This window comes from Eikenella corrodens (genome assembly GCF_003990355.1).
Classification (GTDB): domain Bacteria; phylum Pseudomonadota; class Gammaproteobacteria; order Burkholderiales; family Neisseriaceae; genus Eikenella; species Eikenella corrodens_B.
The window spans coordinates 614,946-640,445 of sequence record NZ_CP034670.1 but is presented as its reverse complement, the minus strand read 5'-3'; the positions used below and the strand labels follow the sequence as shown (position 1 = coordinate 640,445).

The 25,500-nt window shown below is 58.0% G+C and carries 28 protein-coding genes, 1 other RNA gene and 2 pseudogenes; 15 read left to right on the top strand and 16 right to left on the bottom strand.

Going from position 1 to position 25,500, the window contains the following annotated elements:
- Positions 1–4 precede the first annotated feature (4 nt).
- Genes ELB75_RS03340 through ELB75_RS12990 form a run of 3 tightly spaced genes read left to right on the top strand, consistent with a single transcriptional unit; the run spans position 5 to position 1,744 of the window.
- Positions 5–784: an SMODS domain-containing nucleotidyltransferase gene (locus tag ELB75_RS03340; protein ID WP_126982704.1), complete on the top strand. Its 780-nt coding sequence runs from the start codon at positions 5–7 to the stop codon at positions 782–784.
- Between the two features lie 11 nt (positions 785–795).
- Positions 796–1,605 (top strand): hypothetical protein, encoded by an 810-nt coding sequence (locus ELB75_RS03335; protein ID WP_206501483.1) that lies wholly within the window; start codon positions 796–798, stop codon positions 1,603–1,605.
- Between the two features lie 16 nt (positions 1,606–1,621).
- Positions 1,622–1,744 carry a hypothetical protein gene (locus tag ELB75_RS12990; RefSeq protein WP_277600827.1) on the top strand — a complete coding sequence of 41 codons (123 nt, stop codon included), beginning with the start codon at positions 1,622–1,624 and terminating at the stop codon, positions 1,742–1,744.
- Positions 1,745–1,762: 18 nt separating this feature from the next.
- On the opposite strand, the gene ELB75_RS03330 is transcribed toward ELB75_RS12990, so the two are convergent.
- The 7 genes from ELB75_RS03330 to ELB75_RS03290 form a co-directional block, all read right to left on the bottom strand.
- Positions 1,763–1,972, bottom strand: coding sequence for a transposase (locus ELB75_RS03330; protein WP_126982703.1), 210 nt, complete (start codon positions 1,970–1,972; stop codon positions 1,763–1,765).
- 711 nt (positions 1,973–2,683) lie between these two features.
- Positions 2,684–3,046, bottom strand: a transfer-messenger RNA (tmRNA) gene (gene ssrA / locus ELB75_RS03315).
- Between the two features lie 225 nt (positions 3,047–3,271).
- On the bottom strand, positions 3,272–3,628 hold the full coding sequence (rplT, locus tag ELB75_RS03310) for a 50S ribosomal protein L20 (RefSeq protein WP_023888029.1): 357 nt from the start codon (positions 3,626–3,628) through the stop codon (positions 3,272–3,274).
- A gap of 13 nt (positions 3,629–3,641) precedes the next feature.
- Entirely contained in the window at positions 3,642–3,839 is a 198-nt protein-coding gene (gene rpmI / locus ELB75_RS03305) for a 50S ribosomal protein L35 (protein ID WP_003823953.1), read from the bottom strand.
- A 150-nt stretch (positions 3,840–3,989) separates the two neighbouring features.
- The gene (gene infC / locus ELB75_RS03300) at positions 3,990–4,511 is read right to left on the bottom strand and encodes a translation initiation factor IF-3 (protein WP_080674557.1); all 522 of its coding nucleotides are present in this window, start codon (positions 4,509–4,511) and stop codon (positions 3,990–3,992) included.
- Between the two features lie 168 nt (positions 4,512–4,679).
- Positions 4,680–5,018, bottom strand: coding sequence for a hypothetical protein (locus tag ELB75_RS03295; RefSeq protein ID WP_126982702.1), 339 nt, complete (start codon positions 5,016–5,018; stop codon positions 4,680–4,682).
- 302 nt (positions 5,019–5,320) lie between these two features.
- Positions 5,321–5,833 carry an O-acetyl-ADP-ribose deacetylase gene (locus ELB75_RS03290; protein WP_126982701.1) on the bottom strand — a complete coding sequence of 171 codons (513 nt, stop codon included), beginning with the start codon at positions 5,831–5,833 and terminating at the stop codon, positions 5,321–5,323.
- Positions 5,834–6,129: 296 nt separating this feature from the next.
- Between ELB75_RS03290 and ELB75_RS03285 the strand changes: the two genes are divergently transcribed.
- The gene (locus ELB75_RS03285; RefSeq protein WP_126982700.1) at positions 6,130–8,331 is read left to right on the top strand and encodes a primosomal protein N'; all 2,202 of its coding nucleotides are present in this window, start codon (positions 6,130–6,132) and stop codon (positions 8,329–8,331) included.
- Between the two features lie 371 nt (positions 8,332–8,702).
- Here the strand turns inward: ELB75_RS03285 and ELB75_RS03280 are convergent, their stop codons facing one another.
- The 8 genes from ELB75_RS03280 to ELB75_RS03245 all read right to left on the bottom strand — a co-directional run bounded on the left by ELB75_RS03280 (position 8,703) and on the right by ELB75_RS03245 (position 17,259).
- Positions 8,703–9,173, bottom strand: a complete 471-nt coding sequence (locus ELB75_RS03280; protein ID WP_126982699.1) for a hemerythrin domain-containing protein — start codon at positions 9,171–9,173, stop codon at positions 8,703–8,705.
- A 176-nt stretch (positions 9,174–9,349) separates the two neighbouring features.
- Positions 9,350–10,036 carry a respiratory nitrate reductase subunit gamma gene (narI, locus tag ELB75_RS03275; protein WP_126982698.1) on the bottom strand — a complete coding sequence of 229 codons (687 nt, stop codon included), beginning with the start codon at positions 10,034–10,036 and terminating at the stop codon, positions 9,350–9,352.
- A 24-nt stretch (positions 10,037–10,060) separates the two neighbouring features.
- On the bottom strand, positions 10,061–10,705 hold the full coding sequence (narJ, locus tag ELB75_RS03270; RefSeq protein ID WP_003823941.1) for a nitrate reductase molybdenum cofactor assembly chaperone: 645 nt from the start codon (positions 10,703–10,705) through the stop codon (positions 10,061–10,063).
- The gene (gene narH, locus ELB75_RS03265; protein WP_126982697.1) at positions 10,705–12,273 is read right to left on the bottom strand and encodes a nitrate reductase subunit beta; all 1,569 of its coding nucleotides are present in this window, start codon (positions 12,271–12,273) and stop codon (positions 10,705–10,707) included. The genes narJ and narH overlap by 1 nt, the downstream gene beginning before the upstream one ends.
- A gap of 73 nt (positions 12,274–12,346) precedes the next feature.
- Positions 12,347–12,691 (bottom strand): cupin domain-containing protein, encoded by a 345-nt coding sequence (locus ELB75_RS03260; protein ID WP_126982696.1) that lies wholly within the window; start codon positions 12,689–12,691, stop codon positions 12,347–12,349.
- Between the two features lie 64 nt (positions 12,692–12,755).
- On the bottom strand, positions 12,756–13,100 hold the full coding sequence (locus ELB75_RS03255) for a cupin domain-containing protein (protein WP_126982696.1): 345 nt from the start codon (positions 13,098–13,100) through the stop codon (positions 12,756–12,758).
- Positions 13,101–13,164: 64 nt separating this feature from the next.
- Positions 13,165–13,509 (bottom strand): cupin domain-containing protein, encoded by a 345-nt coding sequence (locus ELB75_RS03250; protein ID WP_126982696.1) that lies wholly within the window; start codon positions 13,507–13,509, stop codon positions 13,165–13,167.
- A gap of 63 nt (positions 13,510–13,572) precedes the next feature.
- Positions 13,573–17,259, bottom strand: coding sequence for a nitrate reductase subunit alpha (locus ELB75_RS03245; RefSeq protein WP_126982695.1), 3,687 nt, complete (start codon positions 17,257–17,259; stop codon positions 13,573–13,575).
- 297 nt (positions 17,260–17,556) lie between these two features.
- Here ELB75_RS03245 and ELB75_RS03240 point away from each other — a divergent pair, with 297 nt between their 5' ends.
- A complete protein-coding gene (locus tag ELB75_RS03240; protein WP_035580707.1) occupies positions 17,557–17,985 on the top strand; it encodes a TOBE domain-containing protein in 429 nt (142 codons plus the stop codon).
- Between the two features lie 286 nt (positions 17,986–18,271).
- Positions 18,272–18,667 (top strand): annotated as a pseudogene (locus ELB75_RS13195) (TonB-dependent receptor plug domain-containing protein); the annotation flags it as partial.
- A gap of 674 nt (positions 18,668–19,341) precedes the next feature.
- Here the strand turns inward: ELB75_RS13195 and ELB75_RS13190 are convergent.
- Positions 19,342–19,448 (bottom strand): annotated as a pseudogene (locus ELB75_RS13190) (IS5/IS1182 family transposase); the annotation flags it as partial.
- Positions 19,449–19,509: 61 nt separating this feature from the next.
- On the opposite strand from ELB75_RS13190, the gene ELB75_RS13110 reads away from it, so the two are divergent.
- From ELB75_RS13110 to ELB75_RS12425, 9 genes are all read left to right on the top strand, one after another.
- The gene (locus tag ELB75_RS13110) at positions 19,510–20,019 is read left to right on the top strand and encodes a TonB-dependent receptor domain-containing protein (RefSeq protein WP_126982694.1); all 510 of its coding nucleotides are present in this window, start codon (positions 19,510–19,512) and stop codon (positions 20,017–20,019) included.
- 24 nt (positions 20,020–20,043) lie between these two features.
- Positions 20,044–20,373, top strand: a complete 330-nt coding sequence (locus ELB75_RS13105; RefSeq protein WP_126982693.1) for a TonB-dependent receptor — start codon at positions 20,044–20,046, stop codon at positions 20,371–20,373.
- Between the two features lie 500 nt (positions 20,374–20,873).
- Positions 20,874–21,404, top strand: a complete 531-nt coding sequence (locus ELB75_RS03220) for a DUF2478 domain-containing protein (RefSeq protein ID WP_126982692.1) — start codon at positions 20,874–20,876, stop codon at positions 21,402–21,404.
- Positions 21,401–22,459, top strand: coding sequence for an ABC transporter substrate-binding protein (locus tag ELB75_RS03215; protein ID WP_126982691.1), 1,059 nt, complete (start codon positions 21,401–21,403; stop codon positions 22,457–22,459). The genes ELB75_RS03220 and ELB75_RS03215 overlap by 4 nt, the downstream gene beginning before the upstream one ends.
- 298 nt (positions 22,460–22,757) lie before the next feature.
- Positions 22,758–23,075, top strand: a complete 318-nt coding sequence (locus ELB75_RS03210; protein WP_126982690.1) for a hypothetical protein — start codon at positions 22,758–22,760, stop codon at positions 23,073–23,075.
- Positions 23,076–23,148: 73 nt separating this feature from the next.
- The gene (locus tag ELB75_RS03205; protein ID WP_126982689.1) at positions 23,149–23,454 is read left to right on the top strand and encodes a hypothetical protein; all 306 of its coding nucleotides are present in this window, start codon (positions 23,149–23,151) and stop codon (positions 23,452–23,454) included.
- Positions 23,455–23,550: 96 nt separating this feature from the next.
- The gene (locus ELB75_RS03200) at positions 23,551–24,105 is read left to right on the top strand and encodes a hypothetical protein (protein ID WP_126982688.1); all 555 of its coding nucleotides are present in this window, start codon (positions 23,551–23,553) and stop codon (positions 24,103–24,105) included.
- 77 nt (positions 24,106–24,182) lie between these two features.
- Positions 24,183–24,485, top strand: a complete 303-nt coding sequence (locus tag ELB75_RS03195; protein WP_126982687.1) for a hypothetical protein — start codon at positions 24,183–24,185, stop codon at positions 24,483–24,485.
- 58 nt (positions 24,486–24,543) lie between these two features.
- Positions 24,544–25,449, top strand: coding sequence for a methyltransferase domain-containing protein (locus tag ELB75_RS12425; RefSeq protein WP_164726777.1), 906 nt, complete (start codon positions 24,544–24,546; stop codon positions 25,447–25,449).
- Positions 25,450–25,500: the final 51 nt, after the last annotated feature.

Genomic DNA, 25,500 nt, shown 5'->3' with positions numbered 1-25,500 from the left:
CAGAATGTCGGTATTGAGTTTTCTGACGGACACGGCCAGTGGTGCCGTGCTCTCCACAGCTGAGCAGTCGTTGATCACGACATCGATCTCCACGTTGCAAACCCGGCTTGGCCAGCATTTCAGCAGTGGCGTAATCAAGCAGCACTTCCGCTTCGGTTCGTCGACTCGAGGCACGATTCTTCCGCGCTCTATGGATGAGCGTTCGGATATTGATTACATGATCGTGTTTAGCGAGAACAACGCCACGCCTCAGACTTATCTGAATCGGCTGAAGGCTTTTGTCGAGAAGTACTACAAATCTTCGGATATCCGCCAGTCCAGTCCGACCATTGTCCTGGAGCTGAACCACATCAAGTTCGACCTCGTTCCCGCAACTACGACCTGGCTCGGCGAGCTGCAGATTCCGGATGGCTCTGGCAGTTGGATGACGACCAACCCGAATGATTTCAACGCAACGCTTGAGGCAAAGAACAAAGAGAACAAGTCGCTGATCAAGCCGTCCATTCGGTTGTTCAAGTATTGGAATGCGACCGCAGGGTTTCCGTTTCGATCTTCCTTCGAGATGGAGAAATGGGTCTGCAGCCTGAGCTTTTGGTTTCAGACAAACCAGAAGGACTATTTCTTCACGGTTATCGATAATCTGAATACAAGTTCTTCATACGCTCAATGGGTGAACGACGAGATCACCCGAGCAAAAACCATCGTGGCCAATGTTCGTCAGTATGAGAAAGATGAGATGCCGGTAACGGCAGAGAACGAAATCAAGAAACTTTTCCGGCTCTGAGAGGGGGAGACATGACACTCAATCTTGCAAAGGCCGTCATTGGCTACCTGAAGGATCGGCCCGAGCAGAAATTCACTGCACGGCAGATCGCCGAGTGGGTGTTCGCTTCATACCCGGATGAGTGCCAGGAAAAGCGTGCTAACAGCCGTGGCGACTACATAAAATCCGATGCGGATTTGGTGCAGCAGCTAGTTGCAGAAATCAGCTCGCAGCGCCCGCGTATGCAAACGAAGCATCCGGGACTCAAAACGACAGAAGGACGGCCGCGCCGTTACTACTTTTCGGAGCGTTCGGACAGCGCCGAAGTGGCGGCTGCCGAAAGCGAGGGGACATCGACGACTGCAGATGCGAGTATTTTGAAAATTGACGAGCACGCGCTGTACCCGCTGCTGTCGCAATACCTGTGGGAGGAGTTTGGCGTATTCTCCAAGCACATCGATGAGAAGCGTTCATCGAATAAGCGCGGCCCGAACGGGAACCGCTGGCTTTACCCGGACGTGGTTGGCATGGAAGACTTGGGTGCGGACTGGCATCAGGAGGTGCGGGACTGCGTCAACCAGTATTCCGACAAGCGTACCAAGTTGTGGTCGTTCGAGGCCAAGCTGTTGATCAACCGTTCGAACGTGCGCGAGTGTTTTTTTTCAGGCAGTGTCGAATTCTTCGTGGGCCAACTTTGGCTATCTGGTGACGGCGGAAATCGGCGGCACCGATACTCTAAAGGAACTGCGGATGTTGTTCGCCGCCCACGGCATCGGTTTCATCAAGCTGGACGTGGACAACCCTGCCGACAGTCAGGTTCTGATACCGGCCCGCGAGCGTGACGAAATCGATTGGGACATGGCCAATCGACTGGCCACAGAGAACCGGGATTTTCTGGAATACGTGAAGCTGGTGAAGCAGTTCTACCAGACCGGCGAAGCGCGCCCGGCGGACTGGGACGTTCCGAAACTGGACGATTGATCATCTATAGTCAAATTGCTAATAAAGAGTAACGAGAGTAAAGAACCAAAACAGCAGGGCATTCACATCGGCCAACCGCCATTGTTTCCTCAACCGTTTGATCCATGCCCATGTCTTCTCTATCGGGTTGAAATCCGGGCTATAGGGCGGAAACCACAGCACCGTATGTCTCCCAGCCTGTAACGCATCCAGCGTGTCCTGCCGCTTGCGGAGGGAGGCGTTGTCCATCACGATCACACTGCAGGCGGGCAGCTCTGGCAGCAGTCTTTCTGTCGCCCATGTGTGGAAAACATCGCTAGGCTGGGTGCGCCGCCTTCGATGACGTCATCACGCACGAATACCTTCTGGCCGATGGCAGCGCTGCCGCGTGCGCGGATCAGGACACCGCGTTGATGCGGGCGCTCGGACTGGCACAACACTGGCAACGCCTGCTGGATGAGCAGCGGGCCGCGTCGGTGGGGAGATCGCCGAGGCCGAAGGCATGGACGTAACACAGATGCGCCGGGTCATGCGGCTGACGCTCCTGACCCCGGAAGTCGTGGAACGGCTGGTTGGTTCACCCGATGCCGTGCTGGAGAAGAGCACCGCCCCTAGCCCAACGCCTGGGGCGTGTGCTCGCGCTACCCGGGTGAGCGCGTTGCACCCAGCGCCAGCAACCGCCTGCGGGCGGTTTTTTTGTGACCGCTTGGCACTCGGTCGCCACCGCTACAGGAGCTGCCAACCACAACCGATCGCCTCTAAACCCGCGCCAGCAAAGGAAATGGTCTCGAGAACGCTCGCGTGGCCACCAGAGAAAACGGAGAACAGAGAGGCGCCGGTGGGGGGCAAAAACACCGACTTTGCAGGGGTGGCGCTCGCAAGGCCAGGCCCGAAAACCGCACCAACACTAGGGGAACAGGCAAAAAAATCCCAACCGATGAGGGTTAGGATTTTGGGTATTGGTGGAGGCGGGGGGAATCGAACCCCCGTCCGGAAGCCCTCTACAAAGCGTTCTACATACTTAGTCTTGCCAACTTAAAATCTCACCCCCATTCCGCCGACAGACAGGCTGTTTGGGAGCCAGTTACCTTAAATCTCATTTCCCGCCAAGTAACCCGACGGGAAACCAGTCAATGTAGAATGACGTTGCAGTAGCTTACGCTACACAGCCCATTGACCAACTGCTGCAACGGCAGGCCTTAGGCGGCCAATGCGAAAGTTTCGTCGTTTGCGACTATTTAAATTCAGTGTTTTACGGGAAATCTGAGACCCCGGTATGCCCGCATCTGCTTCGCAACCCCCGTCGAAACCAAGGTCGCCCCCAGATAAAGGGGGGTCAATTATACGCTGTCGGTCGGCTTTGGACAATTCGTTTTGCCGGCCGCCACCCAAAGGCTACCTGAAAACGGTTTCTTCAGCGAGGCGGAGTCGCGGTTTGGTATAAGCCAAGGCCAAGTGTCTGCGAAACTAAAAGCCTAAGAGCCCTCCTACACTTCCAGCACAATAAAAAATCGGCCGGAAGACTCCGACCGATTTTCTAATCAGGCATTAGGCCAAAGCGGCTTTGGCTTTTTCAACCAGCTGCGCGAAAGCAGCTTTGTCGAATACGGCCAAGTCGGCCAATACTTTGCGGTCCAGCTCGATAGCGGCGCGTTTCAGGCCGTTCATGAATTTGCTGTAAGACAGGCCGTGCTGGCGGGCACCGGCGTTGATACGGGCAATCCACAGTTGACGGAACTGGCGTTTGCGCTGACGGCGGTCGCGGTAGGCATATTGGCCTGCCTTCATCACCGCCTGTTTGGCAACACGGTAGACATTTTTACGACGGCCGCGATAACCTTTGGCCAGAACTAATACTTTTTTATGACGGGCACGTGCGGTTACACCGCGTTTTACGCGTGGCATATTTCAGACTCCTTTAAGCGTAGGGCAACATTTTGTGAACAGAAGCCACGTCGCGCTCGTTCACCATAGCGGTACCGCGCAGCTGGCGTTTGTTCTTAGTGGTTTTTTTGGTGAGGATGTGGCGTTTGAACGCGTGGGCGCGTTTGATGCCACCGTTGCCCAGCACTTTGAAGCGTTTCTTCGCACTGGATTTGGTTTTCATTTTAGGCATGGGAAAACTCCATTGGTTTATCGGATTAGGCATCGGGAGGCTGCCTGCAACAGGCCGCGCTTAATACCCGAAACCACGGTTTTATGCCGCACACACAACATTGAAGCCGTTTCCCGCGTGCGGCGGAGCGGAAAACGGCGAATTATACGGTTACTTCTTCTTGGGCGCAACCATCATCACCATCTGACGGCCTTCCATTTTCGGGAACTGTTCCACAGCGGCCACTTCGGCCAAATCGGCCTTCACACGTTCCAGCAGCTGCGCACCCAAGTGCTGGTGCGCCATTTCGCGGCCGCGGAAACGCAGGGTAATTTTCACTTTGTCGCCATCGGCCAAGAAGCGGGTAACGTTGCGCATTTTAATTTGATAATCGCCTTCGTCGGTGCCGGGGCGGAATTTGATTTCCTTAATCTGCACCTGCTTCTGCTTTTTCTTGGCTTCGTCGCGTTTTTTCGACTGCTCGTATTTATATTTGCCGTAGTCCATCAGCTTGCAGACAGGCGGTTTGGCGGTGGGGGAAATCTCCACCAAATCCACGTCTTGCTCTTCGGCCATGGCCAGGGCTTCTTTCACGGTTACGACGCCGAGCTGCTCGCCCGTGCCGCTGATTAAACGCACTTCTTTGGCGTGAATTTCGCCGTTGATCCGTGCTTCGCGTTCTTGTGCGATGATGCATCTCCTATTAAGGTTAGTTTGGTAGCATGCCAATTTTGGCTGATGAACCGACGGCATGCCGCTGTGGCCGGTGTATCGAAAGGAGCACCGGCTGCTCCGGAAATTTTCAGGTAACACAAGGCAGGCTATTTGACATCAAATGTATCAAATGCGGCGCCCGGCCATTTAATTTTTTTGCTGCCGGTATTCGTCTAACACGGCAACGGCATCACGTAAAGAGAGGCCAAAACGGGAGCGGATAGCTTTGATATCGGTAATACGCACGCCACTCAAGTTTTCAGCCAGCCATTGACGGGCAGCAGGGTTATTATGGAATGCTTGCAGGGCGGCACGGTGGGCACGGCTTATCATCCAATCGTAGAGGCCATATACCAAGAGTAGGGCAAGGATATAAACCAAGAAGTCTTGGCTACTGCCAGCTTGCCTGGTGAAATGCCACAGCAGGATAGCAAAAATAATCAGATAAACAACTTGCAGCCAGCTCCAAAGTTTGCTGCGCATCATTGATACCTCTTAGCGGGTAATTCTTAATCTGCCTGCGGCGCTTTTGAGACAGTCCTTTTCTTTCAAGTAAAGGCTACTTGCCCTCTATTCTTTCCAAACCACAAGCTCCAATTACAGGTTTGCCTACCTGCCGCCGCAACGCGCCCGCGATTATAGCAAGTTTCACCGTAAATACACCAAAAACCTGCATTTAGCCGCCCAAAACGATACTTCCCGCCAACAATCCAAGCAATCTGCACAAGCGATGTGCATAATTCTGCCTACTTACTGCCAAACACATGCTATGCATCCGCCCGAATTTTTCAGGTAGCCTCCAGCAATCGCCGGTACAGTGCCGCATCTTGCTGCGAAAAACAGCAAAACACTACGCGCTCTATCTGCGGGCATTGCGGCAGCGTTTCGCGCACAGCCTGCACCGCAATTTTCGCTGCTTCGTACATGGGGTAGCCATACACGCCGGTGCTGATACAGGGGAAAGCAATGCTTTGCGCACCCTGTTCCGCAGCGAGGCGTAGAGAATTGGCATAAGCTGCGGCCAATAGTTTCGCTTCGTCATGCTGCCCGCCGCGCCATACCGGGCCGACAGTGTGCACCACCCAGCGCGCCGGCAGCCGGTAGCCCTGAGTGATTTTGGCCTCACCGGTGCGGCAGCCGCCCAGCCGGCGGCACTCGGCCAACAGCTCCGGCCCGGCGGCACGGTGTATCGCACCGTCCACTCCGCCGCCGCCCAATAGCGAAGAATTAGCGGCATTGACTATAACGTCCACCGCCAGCGTGGTGATATCGGCTTGGCATACTTCCAAAGTGGCAGTCATATCGGTTTCCTTAGTTTTAAATGAGAGGCTACCTGAAATTGCTTCAGCCTTGCCGTAGTCTATTTTGCTGCGTTGCGGCAAAAGTTTTCAGGTAGCCTGATTCTCCGTTGGTACAATACGCCTAGTTTACTGCCCGCCCTGATTAGAGGCTACCTGAAATCTGTGCTGCCGTTTTAACTGAAGCAAGGCCAACGCCTTGGCTACGCCAAAACGTCGCCCCCGTTGAAGCTGCACTTTCAGGTAGCCTTTGCCATTTCAGGTACAATACCCGCGTTTTTTATTCATAGCCAACAGCCGTGCCCTACTGCCAAGTTGCCCTCAACGTTCCGATCGACACGCTGCTTACCTACCGTGCCGACTATATTCCCGCGCCCGGCACCCGCGTGGCCGTGCCGTTTCGCGGTAAAACCGTGGCCGGCATCGTATGGGGCGCGTGCGAAGAGCCGGAAATCAGCCCGGCCAAAATCCGCCCGCTTGAGCAAGTGTTTGAACACGAACCGCCACTGCCCGCCGCCTGGCGCGAACTGATTGAATTTACTTCCCGTTATTATCACCACCCCATCGGCCAAACAGCCTTCACCGCCCTGCCAGCCGGCCTGCGCGAAGCCAAGCCCTGCCCATTGTCGCAGCCGGAAACCTATTTTTCACTCACTGATTTGGGGCGGCAACAGCCCGCGCCACCACCGCACCACCGTCGCAAAGCCGCGCTGTGGCAGGCGCTGCTGGAGAGCCCGGTGAGCCAAAGCGCCGCCCGCACCATCGCGCCGCAGGCCGCCGCCCAGCTGGCAAGCTGGCAGGTACAAGGCTGGCTGGCAGCCGAAACCGGCGCATTGCCCGCCCGCCTGCCGATTCCGCCCTCGCCCGTACCGCTCAACCCCGAGCAGCAGGCCGCGGCCGATGCGGTGGCGCAGGCGCAGGGTTTTGCCCCCTTCCTGCTGCACGGCATCACCGGCAGCGGCAAAACCGAAACCTATTTTGAGGCCATGGCCGCCGCGCTTGCAGCGGGCAAACAGGTGTTGTTCCTGCTGCCCGAAATCAGCCTCACACCGCAGCTCATCGCCCGTTTGCAGCAGCGTTTTGCCGATGTGCCGACTGCTGTGCTGCACAGCCAAACCGCCGCCGGCGAGCGCACCCAAGGCTACCTGAAAGCCATGTGCGGCCAGGTGCGGCTGGTGGTGGGCACCCGGCTTGCAGTGTTTACGCCGCTGCCGGATTTGGGGCTGATTGTGGTGGATGAAGAACACGATTCCTCGTTCAAGCAAGACAGCGAGCTACGCTACCACGCCCGCGATTTGGCCGTGTGGCGCGCACGCCAAGCTGACTGCCCGATTGTGCTCGGCAGCGCCACGCCCGCGCTGGAAAGCTGGCACAAGGCGCAAAGCGGCGGCTACCGCCTGCTCAGCCTGCCGCAACGCGCCCGCGCGGCCGCCCGCCTACCCGAAATCAACCTAATCGACATCCGCCGCGAGCCATTGAACCAAGGCTTCAGTCCGGCCGCTTTCAAGCTGTTGCAGCAAAATCACGCTGCCGGCGGCATGAGCATGGTGTACCTCAACCGGCGCGGCTTCGCCCCTGCCCTCTTCTGCGGCGACTGCGGCCACACCTTCGGCTGCCCGCACTGTTCCGCCAAGCTGGTGCTGCACCAGCGCGCGCGCCAGCTGCGCTGCCACCATTGCGGGCTGGCGGTGCCGATTCCGAAAAAATGCCCCGACTGCGGCAACCAAGATCTTACCGCCGTAGGCATCGGCACGCAGCGGGTGGAAGAAGCCTTGCGCGCGCAACTGCCCGGGGCCAAAATCGAGCGCGTGGACCGCGACAGCGTCGCCCGCAAAGGCGACTGGCAGCGGCTCTACCAGCGCATCGCCGAAAACGGTGTGGATGTTTTGGTGGGCACGCAGATGCTGGCCAAAGGCCACGATTTCGCCCGCCTGAATTTGGTGTTGGTGCTCAATGCCGACGGCAGCCTCTACAGCGCCGACTTCCGCGCCCCCGAGCGGCTGTTTGCCGAACTGATGCAGGTGGCCGGCCGCGCCGGGCGTGCCGAGCTGCCCGGCCGCGTGTTCATCCAAACCCGACTGCCGGAACATCGCGTGTATCAAACGCTGCTGCGGCAAAACTATGCCGACTTCGCCGCCGGCGAACTGGCTGAGCGCGAAAGTTTCGATATGCCGCCCTTCGCCCACACCGCCGCCGTCCGCGCCGATGCCGCCAATATGGCCGATGCGCTGGAAATGTTGCGCCTGGCTGCCGAATGGGTGGCGCAACAAAGGCTACCTGAAAGCGCGGCAGCCGAAGCCGCGGAAGTGCTCTGCCTCGGCCCGGTGCCCATGCTGCTGGCCAAACTCGCCGGCCGAGAACGCGCCCAGGTGTTTCTGGAAAGCCCCAGCCGCAAAGCGCTGCACCGCCAAGTCTCCCTCTGGCAGCAAGCCCTCGCTGTGCTGGCACGGCAGTTTGCTGCGGCCAGATGGTCGGTGGATATCGATCCCTTGGAAATGTGAGCTGTCTGTATTCAGTGTCAGCACCACGCATTCATATAGTGAATTAACAAAAACCAGTACAGCGTTGGCTCGCCTTGCCGTAACGTGTGTACTGTCTGCGGCTCGCCGCCTTGTCCTGATTTTTGTTAATCCACTATAAAAGGCTACCTGAAAATACTCCCGCCCTTTGAATGGAGCATTTTTCAGGTAGACTTGCTGCGATAAGCTGCCTTTAAGCTAAAGCCGCCCAAGGCCGATACGCTTTCCCTCCCCTTCAACGCCGCTATTCAAACCCGATCCCACCAAACAGCCCTCTAGCCATTGCGCAAAAAACAAAGGCTACCTGAAAACAGCAAATCTGTTTCAGGTAGCCTTTTCTACATTTTATAGGGTTACGCCAGCACGCGGGCAAACAGAATATTGTCTTCCAAATCGATGTGGTCGCGCAGGTCGTCCACCAGCTCTTGAGCCAGGCTGTAGAGCCGTTGCCAGCTGCGGCAGGCATCGGCGGGGGCTTGCAGGTTGCCGGTAACTTCCAGCAGGCGCTCGAGGGCGGCTTCGTGTTCGGTGTGCTCGTGCATCATCATGCGCACGGGCATGGCGGCGGCGCGGCCGGCGCCTTGTTTGAGCATGGGGAAGAGGATGCGCTCTTCCTTCATCATGTGGCTGAGCAACTCGTTTTGGATGGTGTGCAGCAGGGAAACCACCTCGGCCGGGAATTTGCCTGCGTGCACGCCGGCCACTTTTTCGGCCAGTGGAATGAGCTCTTCGAGCTGGCGGCGGTGGGTGTCGTGGTAGCGCGGCAGGATGTGGTCGATGATGTCGCTGTCGGAGGCGTTTTGCCAAAGTTCGTGATCAATCATGGGTGCGGTGTCCTTTATGGTTCTATAGTGAATGAAAATAAGAATGCCACTGTGTTGGCTCGCCTTGCCGTATTACGCATACTGCACTATGGCTCGCCGCCTTGTCCCGTTCTCATTTTACTCCACGATATAAAAATTTCAGGTAGCCTTCCAGAAGGCTACCTGAAAATATTACCTTAGCGGCGGCGTACCAGCTGCCAGGGGCGGAATACGTAGAATACGCTGGCAAAACCGCTCCATACGTGCACCATACGGGTGAACGGGAAGATGAGGAAGAAGGTCATGCCCATAAACATGTGCAGTTTGAAGAGGATGTGCGCATCAGTAATGAAACCGGCGGCTTCCACACCACGGAAGGTAACGATGTGCTGCGCCCACTGCATGAGCAGGGTCATTTCGTGGCCGTCCATGTGGCCTGCGCTCACGCAAATGGTGGAGAGGCCGAGCAGTAGGGTAATCAAAATCCACACCAGCAGCAGCTTATCGCGCCAGGTGCTGTTGATATTGATGCGGTCGATGGTGAAGCGGCGTTTGATCAGAATCAGCAGGCCGACCAGCGCCATGGTGCCGAAGATGCCGCCGGCGGTCATGGCCAAGAGCTGTTTGGCCGCATGGCTCACGCCTAAGGCATGCCATACCCACAGCGGGGTGAGCAGGCCGACGAAGTGGCCGCCGAACACGGCCAATACGCCCACGTGAAAGAGGATATTGCCCAAGCGCAGCTGGCCGTCATACAGCAGCTGGCTGGAATCGCTCTTCCAAGTGTACTGCTCGCGGTCGAAACGCACGAGGCTGCCGAAGAAGAAAATTGCCAAACAAATATAGGGATAGATGGCAAAGAAGAAGAAGTGCAGGTTACTCATATCAAAACTCCCAAGCAGGTATGCTTACTTGCTTTTTGGATAAAATTGTACGGTTTGGATGCTCGGCTTGAGCAGGGGCTCGATACCGGATACGTCGGGGCCGAAGGTTTCCATGGCTTCGTCCATATCGCGCACAGGCGGCTCAGTTAGGGGCTGCGGCTCGACGGGGCTGAGCGCCACGATGTTCTCCAGCACGACGGCATAAGGCGAACCGGCGGTGCGCAAGTTTTTGCCGATATGGTTGATCACGTGCACGGCATCACCAAGCAGTTTTTGCGCATCGGCAGGCGGGATATGGGCGAAAAATTCCAGCAGCGCAGGCAGGAAGTCGGGCAGTTCGTCGTCGCCCAATTCAAAGCCGTATTTGCGGTATTCTTCCAATAAATCCACCATGGCGCTGCCGCGATCGCGGTCTTCGCCGAAAACGTGCTCGAAAATATACAGCGCATGCAGGCGGTTGCGGTCGAAGGTGGAAACGTATTCCTCCTGGATATGGCGCAGGCTGTTGCCGCCCAGATAATCCAGCAACGCTTGCAAACCCTCGCGGTGTGCGGCCAATTCGGGCATTTGGTCGAGTGCTGCCTGGAATTCAGGCAGCGCCTCCACCAATTCGGCTTCCGGATAGCACAGCAGCGCCGAGAAGAATTTGTATACCGGATTGCCCTGCATCAGCGCACCCCTTTTTCGCGGTTTTCTTCCAAGTCCTTACGGCGGTCGAAGAAGATGATGGGCGAGGCTTTGGGCTTGCCGAACAGGCTTTCTTTGGTCATGCCGTCCGAGCCGCCGGAGCAGCCGTTGCCGAAGGAGAAACCGCAGCTTGCTTTGTCTTCAAAGGTGTTTTCCACCTGCTCTTTGTGGCTGGTGGGAATCACGAAGCGGTCTTCGTAGTTGGCGATGGCCATAATCTGGTACATGTCTTCCACCATGGCGGGGGTCAGGCCGGTGCCGTCCAAGGTTTGCTCCAGCGTTTCGCCGTGTACCACTTGGCCGCGTTTGTAGCGGCGCATGGCGATCATGCGTTCCAGCGCGTCTTTAATCGGCTCGATTTTGCCGGCGGTCAGCAGGTTGGCCAGATAACGCAGCGGGATGCGCATTTCGTCCACGCTGGGGATAATGCCGTTTTCGCCCACCAGACCGTTTTCGATGGCGGATTGAATCGGGGAAAGCGGCGGGATGTACCACACCATCGGCAGCGTGCGGTATTCGGGGTGCAGCGGGAAGGCGATTTTCCATTCCATCGCCATTTTGTAAACGGGCGATTTTTTCGCCGCATCGAGCCAACTCTGGCTGATGCCCTGTTTCAGGGCTTCGCGCTGGATTTCGGGGTCGTGCGGATCGAGGAACACGCCCAGCTGCGCTTCATACAGGTCTTGCGGGTTTTCTACTGAAGCGGCTTCTTCGATTTTATCGGCGTCATACAGCAACACGCCCAAATAGCGGATGCGGCCTACACAGGTTTCGGAGCAAACGGTCGGTTCGCCCGCTTCGATGCGCGGGTAGCAGAAAATACATTTTTCGGCTTTGCCGCTCACCCAGTTGTAGTAGATTTTTTTGTAGGGGCAGCCGGACACGCACATACGCCAGCCGCGGCATTTGTCTTGGTCGATGAGCACGATGCCGTCGTCTTCGCGTTTGTAGATGCTACCGGAGGGGCAGGAGGCGACGCAGGTCGGGTTCAGGCAGTGTTCGCACAGGCGCGGCAGATACATCATGAAGGTTTGCTCGAACGCGCCCATCATGTCTTTCTGGATGCCTTCGAACAGGGTGTCTTTGGCGCGTTTTTCAAATTCGCCGGCCAAGTCGTCTTCCCAGTTGGGGCCCCATTCGACCTTGTCCATTTTCTTGCCGGTGAGCACGGAAATCGGCCGCGCGGTGGGCGGGGTTTTCATGCGCGGGGCATTTTGCAGGTGCTCGTAGTCGTAGGTGAACGGCTCGTAGTAGTCGTCGATTTGCGGTAGATTGGGGTTGGCGAAAATGTTGGACAGGATTTTCAAACGGCCGCCTTGCTTGGGCACGAGCTTGCCGTTGGGTTTGCGCATCCAGCCGCCGTTCCATTTTTCCTGGTCTTCCCAGTTTTTCGGGAAGCCGATACCGGGCTTGGTTTCAACGTTGTTGAACCAGGCGTATTCCACGCCGTCGCGGCTGGTCCATACGTTTTTGCAGGTAACGGAGCAGGTGTGGCAGCCGATACATTTGTCCAAGTTCAGCACCATGCCGACTTGTGCTCTGATTTTCATGATGTGTTCCTTAAAATGATTGGTCTTTTTCAGGTAGCCTTCCGTTGGCTCTTTAAGGCTACCTGAAAAACGGTTATGCTTTTTCGAATCCGGCTTTCGGGCTGACAATCGAAACCAAGATGCAGTCTTCCTGGCCGCTGTTGCGGGCGCCGTGGATTTGGTGGTCGCCCACCACTACGCTCTCGCCTGCGCGGATGGTGCGGCCGCTTTGCGCGTCGTCCACCAGCTTGGCTTCGCCCTGCAGCACAATCCAAATATCTACGCCGCACGGGTGGCGGTGGGCGGGCAACATGGTTTGCGGCGGAATCTGCCACAGCACCATGTTGTCGTGTTGGTCTTGATACAGCACGGTGCGCACGGCTTCGGAGGGGGTTTCCTTCAAATAATCGGAAAAACGGATAATCTGCGGGAGCTTCATGGTTTTGTTCCTTATCTGGTTTTCAGGTAGCCTTTTGTGCAGCAGGAGGCTACCTGAAAAACGGTTATGCTTTTTCGAATCCGGCTTTCGGGCTGACAATCGAAACCAAGATGCAGTCTTCCTGGCCGCTGTTGCGGGCGCCGTGGATTTGGTGGTCGCCCACCACTACGCTCTCGCCTGCGCGGATGGTGCGGCCGCTTTGCGCGTCGTCCACCAGCTTGGCTTCGCCCTGCAGCACAATCCAAATATCTACGCCGCACGGGTGGCGGTGGGCGGGCAACATGGTTTGCGGCGGAATCTGCCACAGCACCATGTTGTCGTGTTGGTCTTGATACAGCACGGTGCGCACGGCTTCGGAGGGGGTTTCCTTCAAATAATCGGAAAAACGGATAATCTGCGGGAGCTTCATGGTTTTGTTCCTTATCTGGTTTTCAGGTAGCCTTTTGTGCAGCAGGAGGCTACCTGAAAAACGGTTATGCTTTTTCGAATCCGGCTTTCGGGCTGACAATCGAAACCAAGATGCAGTCTTCCTGGCCGCTGTTGCGGGCGCCGTGGATTTGGTGGTCGCCCACCACTACGCTCTCGCCTGCGCGGATGGTGCGGCCGCTTTGCGCGTCGTCCACCAGCTTGGCTTCGCCCTGCAGCACAATCCAAATATCTACGCCGCACGGGTGGCGGTGGGCGGGCAACATGGTTTGCGGCGGAATCTGCCACAGCACCATGTTGTCGTGTTGGTCTTGATACAGCACGGTGCGCACGGCTTCGGAGGGGGTTTCCTTCAAATAATCGGAAAAACGGATAATCTGCGGGAGCTTCATGGTTTTGTTCCTTATCTGGTTTTCAGGTAGCCTTTTGTGCAGCAGGAGGCTACCTGAAAAACCTTATGCCTGATCGGCGGGTTCGTCCATCCAGTCGATGTCCTTCATCTTGCGGACAATCACCCACTCGTCGCGGTTGGAGCCGACCGTGCCGTAATAGTTGAAGCTGTACGCCAGCTGCGCATAGCCGCCTATCATGTGGGTCGGGTTCAATACCGCCTTGGTTACCGAGTTGTGGATGCCGCCGCGTTTCTTGGTGGTTTCCGCCGCAGGCGTGTGCACCAATTTTTCCTGAGCGTGATACATCAGAATCATGGTTTCAGGAATACGCTGGCTCACAATCACGCGGCAGGCGATCGAACCGTTGGTGTTGAACACTTCCACCCAGTCGTTATCCACCAACCCGGCTTTCTTGGCATCGATTTCGGAAATCCACACGTGCGGGCCGCCACGAGAGAGCGTGAGCATGCGCAGGTTTTCCGAATAGGTGCTGTGGATACCCCATTTCTGGTGCGGCGTGAGGAAGTTGAGCGTGATTTCCGGATTGCCGTTGGGCATTTTGCCCAAGAGTTTCTTGGTGGTTTTGGTGTCCACGGCGGGGCGGTACACGCAGAAAGCGGCACCGAAATCGCGCATCCATTTGTGGTCTTGGTAGAACTGCTGGCGGCCGGTGAGCGTGCGCCACGGAATCAGCTCGTGCACGTTGGTGTAGCCAGCGGTGTAGCACACTTCTTCGCTCTCCACGCCCGACCAAATCGGCGAGGTAACAATCTTGCGCGGCTGGGCGACGATGTCGCGGAAGCGGATTTGCGTGTGCTCGCTGGCGTTAATCAGGTGCGTGTGGTCGCGGCCGGTGGCTTTGCCCAGCGACTGCCAAGCTTTTTTCGAAACGTGGCCGTTGGTTTCCGGCGCCAGCGTCAGAACCATTTCGGCCGCATCGATGGCGGTTTCGATTTTCGGCTGGCCTTTGCCCGCACCTTCAGGCTGCACGCCGTTGAGTTTGCGCAGGAAGTCCACTTCGTGCTTGGTATCCCAAGCCATGCCTTTGCCGTTGTTGTTCACTTTCTCCAGCAAGGGGCCGATAGAAGTGAATTTCTCGTAAATCGCGCCGTAATCGCGTTCCACCACGGTCATCGCGGGCATGGTTTTGCCCGGAATCGGCTCGCACTCGCCCAGTTTCCAATCTTTCGGGTCGAAGGGCTGGCCGAGTTCCTGCGGGCTGTCGTGCATCAGCGGGGTGAGCACGATGTCTTTGCGCACGCCCAGATAGTCTTTGGCCAGCTCGCTGAATTTTTTGGCCAGGCCTTTATAGATTTCCCAGTCGGATTTGCTCTGCCACAAAGGCTGCACCGCCTCGGTAAACGGATGGATGAACGGGTGCATGTCGGACGTGTTCAGATCGTGTTTTTCGTACCAAGTGGCGGTCGGGAAAATCACGTCGGCGTACAGGCAGGTGGTGTTCATGCGGAAATCCAAGAGCGTGAACAAATCCAGCTTGCCTTCCACGCCTTCCCGCTGCTTCACTTCTGCCGGTTTCAGGCAGTCGTCTTCGTCGCTCATCAGGCCGTTTTGCGTGCCGAGCAGGTATTTCAGGAAATATTCGTGGCCTTTGCCGGACGAACCCAAAATGTTGGAACGCCAAATAAACATATTGCGCGGCCAATTTTTCGGGTTTTCCGGATCGTCGCAAGACATCTCCAGCGTACCTTCCTTCAAACCTTTCACAGTGTAATCCACAGGATTCATGCCGGCTTTTTCGGCCGCATCGGTTATATCCAGCGGATTGGTTTCCAACTGCGGCGCGCTCGGCGTCCAACCCATGCGGGCGGCTTTGGCGTTGTAGTCGATCATGGTCAGGCGGCGCATATCGTCGCCAGCGTCGGACGTGAGCAGCTCGTCAGCAGACACGGTTTCGTGGCGGTACTGGCCGGTGTGGCCGTAGAAGAATGAAGTACCGGCCATCTGGCGCGCGGGGCGGTGCCAGTCGAGCGCGAAAGTCAGCGGCGCCCAGCCGGACTGCGGACGCAGTTTTTCCTGGCCTACATAATGGCACCAACCGCCGCCGGATTTACCGATGGTGCCGCACATCATCAGCATGTTAATCAGGCCGCGATAGTTCATGTCCAGGTAATACCAGTGGTTCAGGCCGGCGCCGACGATAATCATCGAGCGGCCCTTGGTGTCGTGCGCGTTCTGAGCGAACTCGCGGGCTACCTGAATCACGCGTTCGGGCGCGACGCCGGTGTGTTTTTCCTGCCATTTCGGCGTGTAGGGCTTGTCGTCAAAATAATCTTTGGCCACGTTCTCGTCGCCCAAGCCGTTGTCCACGCCGTATTGCGCCACCAGAAGGTCGAACACGGTGGACACCAACCGGCTGCTGCCGTCGGCCAGGGTGATGCGTTTCACCGGCACTTTGCGGAAGGTTTTTTCTTCGTCGAATTCGCCGCCGAAGTAGTCGAAGCCGACGCGCACCACGTCATCGGCATAGTTTTTCAGCGACAAGGCCGCCTGAACGTCTTGATCATCCTGCGCCTTGGTTTCCAGATTCCATTTTTGGCTGCCGTCCCAACGGAAGCCGATGGAGCCGTTGGGCAGCATCAGGCTGTCGGTTTTCTCGTTCCACGCCAGCACTTTCCAATCGGGATTTTTCTCTTCGCCGAAATTACCGCTCAAATGGGAGGCGCGCAGGGTGTATTCCGGGCGGTAGCCTCCGCCGTCTTCTTTCAGGCACACCAGCACCGGCATATCGGTCAGGCGGCGGCAGTAGTCTTGGAAATAGTCGGAAGGATTGTCGATATGGAATTCTTTGAGGATAACGTGCCCCATCGCCATCGCCAGCGCGGCATCCGTGCCTTGGCGCGGCGCGAGCCAGATGTCGCTGAACTTGGCCATTTCGCCGAAGTCGGAAGATACGGCGACGGTTTTGGTGCCTTTGTAGCGCACTTCAGTATAGAAGTGGGCGTCGGGGGTACGGGTCATCGGAATATTGGAACCCCACACCAAAAGATAATTGGAGTTGTACCAGTCGGCGGATTCGGCCACGTCGGTCTGTTCGCCCCAAGTCTGCGGCGAAGCGGGCGGCAAGTCGCAATACCAGTCGTAGAACGACAGCGGCACGCCGCCGATCAAGCCCAGATAGCGCGCGCCTGCGGCGTAGCTGATCATTGACATGGCAGGAATGGGCGAGAAGCCGATAACACGGTCGGGGCCGTATTTCTTGATGGTGTAGCAGTTGGCTGCCGCCACCATTTCATAGGCTTCGTCCCAGTTGGAACGCACGAAGCCACCCAAGCCGCGCTGGGATTTGTAGGATTTGGAGCGCTCGGGGTCTTCCACAATCCATTGCCATGCTTCGATGGGGTCTTTGGTTTTGCGCGCTTCGCGCCACAGTTCGGCCAGCGCGCCGCGCATCATCGGATATTTGATACGCTGGGCAGAGTAAACATACCAGCTGTAAGACGCACCGCGCGGGCAGCCGCGGGGCTCGTGGTTAGGCAGGTCGGGGCGGGTACGCGGATAGTCGGTCTGCTGGGTTTCCCAGGTGATGATGCCGTTTTTAACGTAGATTTTCCACGAGCACGAACCGGTACAGTTCACGCCGTGGGTGGAACGGGCAACTTTATCGTGCGACCAGCGGCTGCGGTAGGCATTTTCCCACTTGCGGTCTTCGTTGATCAAAACGCCGTGGCCGTTGGAAAACGGCTCGCGTTTTTGCCTGAAGAAGGTCAGGCGGTCTAAGAAATGGCTCATGTGCGATCCCTATATGTATGCTTTGCCAGCAAAAACCACGCAAAGGTCTTCCTGTGCGAAAGCTATTCTCAAAACCGAAATACTTTTATACTCAGTGGATTGAACTATAAAGCAATCAAGCGGCAAAGAATATGCTTCCATCAGGTTTAACAGCCATTCATTAGACTAAGCCTTGTCTAGTTCGAAAGGATTAGATAGCTCTGCCTTTCGGATGGCTTTGCAGCAGCCCAGTTTAAACTCAGTACAAATCGGTTAGAATGCGCCTTTTATCTACCCGCTACAAAAGGAAAATCCACCATGAAAACCAGTGCGCGCAACCAATTCAGCGGCAAAATCAAATCCATCAAACACGGCCCGGTAACCAGCGAAATCACGCTTGTGCTTGAAAATGGCGCCGAGCTGGTGGCCACCGTAACCGAAGAAAGTTGCCGCGAGCTCGGCCTGGCCGAAGGCGGTATCGCCACCGCCCTCATCAAAGCCGGCAACATCATCGTGGCTACCGACTTGCACCCGATGAAACTCTCCGCCCGCAACCAGCTCAGCGGCCAGATTACCCATGTTGAACGCGGCGCGGTGAACTCCATTGTGTCGGTCGACATCGGCGGCGGCCTCATTCTCACTGCCGGCATCACCATGCAAAGCACCGAAACCCTCGACTTGCACCCCGGCCAAAGCGTTACCGCCATTTTCAAAGCCGGCAGCGTGATTTTGGGCGTAGTCGCTTAATACTCACCGAAGCAAAACCGGCAAAGGCTACCTGAAAACATGGTTCTGTTGAGAACATGCTTTCAGGTAGCCTTTTTCGTGTAGCCAAAGTAGCAGCTGTATCGCAGATTACGTTTGAACCAAGGCAAAATGGTAAGCTGCATACGGCACGGACAACAGGCGAGCCAACACAGCAACCTCCTTACTTTTAATTCACTCTATCTAATCCCTTCGGCTGATGGCACATGATTAGCGGGCAAGTTAGATTCACACAATCTTAACTAAACTATACACAAGCCACTATAGTATGTCTCCCCATTTCCCCCGCAATGCCATCCTGCTCGGCCTGCTTGCCTTGGCTACCGCCCCCCAAGCCTTTGCCGACGGCACCAGCCCCGAAGAACAATCCTTTGAATTGGGCCAAATTAGCATCACCGGCCAGCGTACCCGCAGCACCGATGCCGGCGAGCGCACCCTTACCGCCGAAGACATCCGCCGCAACAACAGCCAAAACATCGCTGAAGCACTCGAGCCACCGCCCGGAGTGAATATCGACTTTTCCGGCAGCCGCAACGAAACCGGCCTGCGCGTGCGCGGCTATGATGCCCGCCAAGTGCCGCTATTCCTCGACGGCATCCCGCAATACGTCCCCTACGACGGCTATGTGGACTTCGCCCGCTTTCTCACCCCCGGCCTCTCGTCAATCCGCGTGGCCAAGAGCGGCGCCTCACTGATGTACGGCCCCTATACTCTGGGTGGCGCCATCAACCTGGTTACGCGCAAACCGGGCAAACCGTTCGAAGGCGACATCAATGTCGGCTTCGACGACACTGTCGGCCACAACCTGTCCGCCAACTTCGGTTCCAACACCGGCCGCTTCTATGTTCAGGGCGGTTTTGCCTATTTGGATTCCGACCGCTTCCACCTGCCGCACCATTTCCACGACCCCAAACGCCGGCCCACCGACACCGGCTCCTACCGCGAAAACGCCGCCCGCACCGACCGCCACTACTCGCTCAAACTTGGCCTCACTCCTAACCTTACCGACGAATACGCTATCGGCTACAGCGGTATCCGTAGCGAAAAGCAGCAGCCCGTTTATGTCGGCACCGCCAACGTAGACGCCCGCTACTGGCGCTGGCCGTATTGGGATAAAGATAGCTACTACTTCATCGGCAACATCGGCCTCGGCGAAGCCAACCGCCTGAAAATCCGCGCCTACCGCGACACCTACAAAAACGGCATGCAGGCATACCGAGACAGCGACTACCGCGTGCCCGATGGCGACGTCAGCGCCTACAAAGACCGCACCACCGGCCTGAGTGTCAATTTCTCCACCACCGCATGGCAAAACCAGCTGTGGCAAATCGGCTACCAATATAGTGAATTAAATTTAAACCAGTACAGCGTTGTCTCGCCTTGCCGTACTATTTGTACTGTCTGCGGCTCGCCGCCTTGTCCTGATTTAAATTTAATTCACTATACAAAGCCGACCGCCACCACGACTTAAACCGCAACCAAGTTTTCCGCGACACCGCCCACCAAATTGCTGTCGAACACCAAATCGACTTCACCCCGGCCTGGCGGCTGCGCAGCGGCGTAGACTACGAACGCCTCGCCACCAAAGAATTGCCCGCCACGTTTCACCGCGGCAAAACCTCTTCGGTAAACGGCCTCATCGAACTGAGCTACCACCCGAACGACAACCACAGTTTCTACGGCACGGTATCGAGCAAATCACGCTTCCCCAGCCTGAAAGACCGCTATTCCTACCGCCTCGGACGCGCCATCCCCAATCCCGATTTGGAATCCGAGCGTGCCAACCACATCGAACTTGGCTGGCGCGGCAAACCGTGGGACGGGGCAGAAGCCGAAGCCGCCGTGTTCTACAGCCGCCTGCACAACGAAATTCAAAGCGCCTACGTGCCCGACCCCACCGGCCGCACCTGCCGCCGCTCCCCCGTGCGCGGCCACTGCCAGCAAACCCAAAACATCGGCCGCACCCGCCATACCGGCATCGAACTCAGTCTGCGGCAGAGCATTGGCAGCCACTAGACGCTCGGCGCCGCCTACGGCTACTTGAACCGCAAAGACCTGGGCAGCGCCGACACCCCGCTGCTGAACACGCCCAGCCACAAATTCTCCGCCTATGCCGAATACCGCCCCATCAAGCACGTCAGCCTGCACGCCTCCATGCTGACCGAAACCGGCCGCAAATCCTCCTACGGCGACAGCACGCGCACCCTCGGCAGCTACACAGTTTACAACGCCAAAGGGGTTTGGCGCATCCGCGAAGGCCTGAGCTGGGAAGCCGGCATAGAAAACTTCGGCAACCGCCATTACGAGCTGAGCGACGGCTACCCCATGCCCGGCCGCACCTGGTTCACCAACCTGCGCTATGTGTTTTAAACCGTAAACGGCCTGCATTTTCAGGTAGCCTGACGGTTCGGGCTACCTGAAAGCACAACTGCACAACCCATAGCGGATTAAATCGGCCTCCAACACAAAGCAGCACATTGCAGACAGCGCACGTAGGGCAAAGCAACGCCGTGGCAGCAATTCATCCGCGATCAACATTTACCTGCCCACACACGGCAAATAAGCAGCACCGCCGCCCGGCGGCACAATACGGCAGCCTTTGCCCACCCATATTCCCCGCCGCAAAACTGCCGCGCCTTGCGGCGAGCGCAACCGCCCGTTCCTTGCCAAAGCCGGGTATGGGGTAGGCCGAATTGGCTTCCGATACAAGGCAAACCGGCGCCATAGCAAAAGTTAAGCCGGTTTGCTATAGATATAGATAAAGCAGGCCGACCCTATTTTCAGGTAGCCTCTCCCAAGGGCTACCTGAAAACCCAACGTGCTGGAATTTCAGCAAAGTTAAACCCTCCCAACCCAAGCCGGTTCCCACCATGAACGATTTCTCCACCGCCGCCGTCCTCTACAGCGACAAAGGCGACGCCGCCACCGCCGCACTGTGGCACACCGCCGCCGAACTGCGCCGTCTCGGCTTCCGCCTGGGCGGCCTGCTCAACCCGCTGGACAGCCAAGGCCGCCACATCAATTCCCGCCTCGTTTCCATTGCCGACGGCGTGGAATTTTCCATCTTCCAAAAGCTCGGCAGCGGCTCGTCCGGCTGCAAACTTGATGGCGGCAGGCTGGCCGCAGCGGGTGCTGCGGTGCGCGATGCCGTCCAGGCACACGCCGATTTGGTCTTCATCAATAAATTCGGCCACGCCGAAATAGAAAACCGCGGGCTTTTGGCCGAATATCTTGCCGCGGCCGCCGCAGGCATCCCCGTGCTCACCACCCTGCCCCGCGCCTATTTAAATGACTGGCGCAGCTTCTGCGGCGGCGAAGGTGTTGAACTGGCCGCCGATGCCGATGCCATTACTGCCTGGGCGCTGGCCTCCATCGCCGAAAGGCGCGGAGCCGGCATATGATTAGCCGCCGCGATTTCCTCTGCGGACTGGTTGCCGGCAGCCTGCTGCTGGCCGGCTGCCGCCCCAATGAAGACGATACGCCCGAAGCCCCTGCTTCCGCCTCCCAATCCGCATCCGGCCTGCTGCACATCTTCAGGCTACCTGAAAGTAATATCAGTTCCTTCCGCCGCCTGTATGCCGCCGGGCCGCCCGCCGAAGTGCTGCTCTATGCGCTGGCACCGGAGCGCCTCGTCGGCTGGACGGCGCAAAAACGGCCGCAGGCACTGGCTATGCTCAACGAAAACGCCCGCCGCCTGCCCCTGCTCGGCGGCATCAACGGGCGCGGCTCGCCCGTATCGCTCGAACGCCTGCTGGCAGAAAAAATCGATGCCGTGGTAGACGTCGGCGTAGTGAGCGAAGCCACCGTTTCCACCGCACAGCAAACCGCCAAACAGCTCGGCGTGCCCTACCTGCTGCTGGAAGGCAGGCTGGCGCAGTCGGCAGAACAAATCCGCCAGTTGGGCAGCCTCATCGCCTCGCCGCACACCGAACGCCTCGCCGCACTGGCCGAGCAGGCGCTTGCCTTCGCCCGGCGCGAAGCCGCCGCCCGCAGCCGCCCCGTCAGCGTTTATCTGGCACGCGGCCGCGACGGGCTGGAAACCGGCCGCCGCAACTCCATCCACACCGAAGTGGCCGAACTGTTGGGCGCACGCAATGTGGGCGACGCACTCGCAGGCGGCGGCCTGGCACAGGTTTCCATCGAACAGATCATCCTGTGGCAGCCCGACTGGATTCTCACTCAGGAAGCCGATTTTGCCGTTCAGGTAGCCCGCAACCCGCTGTGGAAAAACGTGAAAGCCGTGCGCGCAGGCCGCATCGGCCTATTGCCGCGCCTGCCCTACGGCTGGATCGACGGCCCGCCCGGCATCAACCGACTGCCCGGCATTTACACACTGGCTGCCATCCTCTCCGGCCGGCCGCCGGCACACTACCGCGAACAGATCCTGCCCCTGCTCGAAGCGCTGTATCACCACCACCCCAACCCCGCGCAACAACGCCTGCTCGGGCTGGCTTAAACAGCCATGCCGACCCCGTGTTCCAGCAGTCCGGCACAGCATGATATAGTGGATTAAATTTAAATCAGGACAAGGCGGCGAGCCGCAGACAGTACACACGTTACGGCAAGGCGACCCAACGCTGTACTGGTTTAAATTTAATCCACTATAGAAGGCGCTTTTGCTGAAACTCCGCTTTCAGGTAGCCTTTTTCCGCCCGAACATTCTCTCTAAAGCCCTTCGGCTATAGACAACTTCCCCGCCAAACGGCACAATGCGGCTTCGTTCCTCATTCATCATATTTCAAAAGGAAACCACAATGAAAAAATATCTGTTTGCCGCCGCCGTATTGGCCGCCGTTGCCGCTCCTGCCGCCCAGGCCCAAACCCTGCGGCAAATGCGCAACGAATTCGTGAGCGCCTGCGCCCAGGGTGCCTCTTCCGGAAACAACGCCCTGAGCCCGCAAATGGCCCGCACCCTTTGCTCCTGCACCTTCGACGAAACCGGCAAACAATACGGCACCCGCTGGAAAGCCACGCTGGATGCCTACGACCGCACCGGCAACGACCCGCAGTTTGAAAGCCGTATGCGCCGCAACACCGAAGTGTGCTTCAACCGCCACCTCAACCGCCGCTAAACGAACACACAGGCAGCCCGCTGTTTTGCAGGCTGCCTGATTTTTATCCTCCACTCATCCACATCAAAATATTATGTTTAAAAAACCCCTCCCCGCCCTATTCCTGCTCGCCCTCATCCCTAGCGCCGCCGCCAACGGCCCCACATACAGCCCGCGCGATTTGTTTGTCAGCCGCTGCACCGGCGAAACCGCAACCACCGGCATTCCCCGCCAATCCGCAGCCAATATCTGCGCCTGCACTTTCGACCAAATCAGCAGCCGCTACGGCCGCAACTGGCCGCAAGCCCTCGACAGCCAAGACATCGGCAGCAACCCCGAACTCATCCGCTTCATCGACACCGCCACCCGGCAATGCGTCTCCCGCCATGTGCCCCGCTAAATGCGGCATGATTCAAACCCACTTTTCAGGTAGCCTTTGCCCGTTGTAAGAAAGGCTACCTGAAAACACAAACCCCACTGCTTAAGGAAACTCATCATGTTGATTCGCCACCTGTTCCCCGCAGTACTTGTCCTCGCCGCCTGCCAAACCACCGGCAGTAATCCCGCCAACCAAGTCCCCACCACCCCGCGCAGCAGCTTCGTTAACGCCTGCGCCGACAATGCCGCCTCGTGGCAAATGACCCCCAACCAAGCCGCCGGCGTCTGCGCCTGCGCCTACGACCGGGTCAGCAGCCGCTACGGCCACAACTGGATTCGCCAGCCCGCCAACCCCAACACCCCGCTGGGCCGCTACTTCATCAGCAGCGTGCGCCAATGCGCCGCCCGCCCCAACGCCAACCCCAACCGCCGCAGCATCAGCAGCCACCGCAGCGCCTTCCTCGATCTCTGCACTTCCCGCAATACCGGCATCACCCCCGCCCAAACCCGCCGCATCTGCGCCTGCACTTACGACACCCTGCGCAGCCGCTACACCACCGCCCAATGGCAGCAACACATCAACAACGACACCTCCCTCGACCGCGATCCCGTGCTCAAACGCCGCATAAATGAAGCCGCCAATACCTGCGTGCGCCGCCACTTCGCCCGCTGAGTTTCAGCCCCAACTTTTTCAGGCAGTCTCAAGCGGCAGAGGCTACCTGAAAATCCCCTCCTCCAAGGAATCCTGCCATGAAACCCATCCTCTTTCTATCCGTTCTACTCGTCCTTACCGCCTGCGCCTCCAATTCCGCAGTCGGCACTTCCCGCAGCGGCTTCATCGCCCAATGCACCTCGCGGTTCAACAGCCGCGCCAACACCGCCCAGCTGCGCCGTCTATGCGCCTGTACTTACGACACCCTGCGCAGCCGCTACAGCGCCCGCGAATGGCAACGCGTTACCGCCGCCTACGACCGAGGCCAAAGTAATCCTGTCCTCGAACGCCAGATGAGCGCTGCCGCAAACAGCTGCGTGCGCCGTTATCCCGTGCACTGAGTTGGTAGTCCCGCAACAATCCGCCCCCTCCAGCCCGACATCACTTTCAGGTAGCCCCATGCCCCAGCCCCGCCCCCTGCCCACCGACTTCGCCGCCGCCTACCGCGAGCGCATGGCCGAACTCGGCTTCAGCGAAAAGCCCGCCGCCGAATGGGACGACAAAGCCCCCAGCTTCAGCGCCAAAGCCCTCCAGCCCAGCCCCTACGCCGACGCCTTTATCGCCCGAATGCAGCTCCACCCCGGCGACACCCTGCTCGACGTCGGCTGCGGCCCCGGCACCCTCGCCCTGCGCTTTGCTCCAAAAGTGCGGCACCTCTACGGCCTCGACTACAGCAGCGGCATGCTCCGTTGTTTGGAAAGCAACGCCCAAGCCGCCAGCCTTGCCAACATCACCCCCATCCACCTGAGCAAAGAAGACAGCTGGCACAACGTGCCCGTGTGCGACATCGTCGTTTCCTCCCGCAGCGGGCTCGACCGCGACCTTGCCGCCCTCTTTGCCAAACTCAGCGCCCACGCCCGCCGCAGCGTGTATTTCACCATCCTCGCCGACGGCCATTTCAACCCGCCCCAAATCAGCCGCCTGCTCGGCCAAGATCGCAGCCCCTACCCCGGCTACATCTACGCCCTCAACATCCTCTACCAAATGGGCTACGACCCCACCCTCAGCTACATCACCACCCCTGGCCGCCTCGCCGACTGCACCCAACTGCCCGACTTCCTGCAACGCATGGCCGCCGCCTACGGCACCCTCACCCCCGAACACACCCGACTCCTCACCCAATTCTTCCACCGCCACCACAGCCAATTCGCCCAAGCCCCCTTCGCCATGAAATGGGCACTCCTGAGCTGGGATACTGAAGCCGCCGCATATAGTGGATTAAATTTAAATCAGGACAAGGCGGCGAGCCGCAGACAGTACACACGTTACGGCAAGGCGAGACAACGCCGTACTGGTTTTTGTTAATCCACTATAACAAGCGGAAATAGAAAGGCTACCTGAAAATTTCAGGTAGCC

Coding starts and splice junctions, on each gene's coding strand:
- ELB75_RS03340 (WP_126982704.1), top strand. CDS start 5: ATGTCGGTATTGAGTTTTCTGACGGACACGGCCAGTGGTGCCGTGCTC.
- ELB75_RS03335 (WP_206501483.1), top strand. CDS start 796: ATGACACTCAATCTTGCAAAGGCCGTCATTGGCTACCTGAAGGATCGG.
- ELB75_RS12990 (WP_277600827.1), top strand. CDS start 1,622: ATGGCCAATCGACTGGCCACAGAGAACCGGGATTTTCTGGAATACGTG.
- ELB75_RS03330 (WP_126982703.1), bottom strand. CDS start 1,972: ATGGACAACGCCTCCCTCCGCAAGCGGCAGGACACGCTGGATGCGTTA.
- rplT (WP_023888029.1), bottom strand. CDS start 3,628: ATGCCACGCGTAAAACGCGGTGTAACCGCACGTGCCCGTCATAAAAAA.
- rpmI (WP_003823953.1), bottom strand. CDS start 3,839: ATGCCTAAAATGAAAACCAAATCCAGTGCGAAGAAACGCTTCAAAGTG.
- ELB75_RS03295 (WP_126982702.1), bottom strand. CDS start 5,018: ATGATGCGCAGCAAACTTTGGAGCTGGCTGCAAGTTGTTTATCTGATT.
- ELB75_RS03290 (WP_126982701.1), bottom strand. CDS start 5,833: ATGACTGCCACTTTGGAAGTATGCCAAGCCGATATCACCACGCTGGCG.
- ELB75_RS03280 (WP_126982699.1), bottom strand. CDS start 9,173: ATGATTGATCACGAACTTTGGCAAAACGCCTCCGACAGCGACATCATC.
- narI (WP_126982698.1), bottom strand. CDS start 10,036: ATGAGTAACCTGCACTTCTTCTTCTTTGCCATCTATCCCTATATTTGT.
- narJ (WP_003823941.1), bottom strand. CDS start 10,705: ATGCAGGGCAATCCGGTATACAAATTCTTCTCGGCGCTGCTGTGCTAT.
- narH (WP_126982697.1), bottom strand. CDS start 12,273: ATGAAAATCAGAGCACAAGTCGGCATGGTGCTGAACTTGGACAAATGT.
- ELB75_RS03260 (WP_126982696.1), bottom strand. CDS start 12,691: ATGAAGCTCCCGCAGATTATCCGTTTTTCCGATTATTTGAAGGAAACC.
- ELB75_RS03255 (WP_126982696.1), bottom strand. CDS start 13,100: ATGAAGCTCCCGCAGATTATCCGTTTTTCCGATTATTTGAAGGAAACC.
- ELB75_RS03250 (WP_126982696.1), bottom strand. CDS start 13,509: ATGAAGCTCCCGCAGATTATCCGTTTTTCCGATTATTTGAAGGAAACC.
- ELB75_RS03245 (WP_126982695.1), bottom strand. CDS start 17,259: ATGAGCCATTTCTTAGACCGCCTGACCTTCTTCAGGCAAAAACGCGAG.
- ELB75_RS03240 (WP_035580707.1), top strand. CDS start 17,557: ATGAAAACCAGTGCGCGCAACCAATTCAGCGGCAAAATCAAATCCATC.
- ELB75_RS03220 (WP_126982692.1), top strand. CDS start 20,874: ATGAACGATTTCTCCACCGCCGCCGTCCTCTACAGCGACAAAGGCGAC.
- ELB75_RS03215 (WP_126982691.1), top strand. CDS start 21,401: ATGATTAGCCGCCGCGATTTCCTCTGCGGACTGGTTGCCGGCAGCCTG.
- ELB75_RS03210 (WP_126982690.1), top strand. CDS start 22,758: ATGAAAAAATATCTGTTTGCCGCCGCCGTATTGGCCGCCGTTGCCGCT.
- ELB75_RS03205 (WP_126982689.1), top strand. CDS start 23,149: ATGTTTAAAAAACCCCTCCCCGCCCTATTCCTGCTCGCCCTCATCCCT.
- ELB75_RS03200 (WP_126982688.1), top strand. CDS start 23,551: ATGTTGATTCGCCACCTGTTCCCCGCAGTACTTGTCCTCGCCGCCTGC.
- ELB75_RS03195 (WP_126982687.1), top strand. CDS start 24,183: ATGAAACCCATCCTCTTTCTATCCGTTCTACTCGTCCTTACCGCCTGC.
- ELB75_RS12425 (WP_164726777.1), top strand. CDS start 24,544: ATGCCCCAGCCCCGCCCCCTGCCCACCGACTTCGCCGCCGCCTACCGC.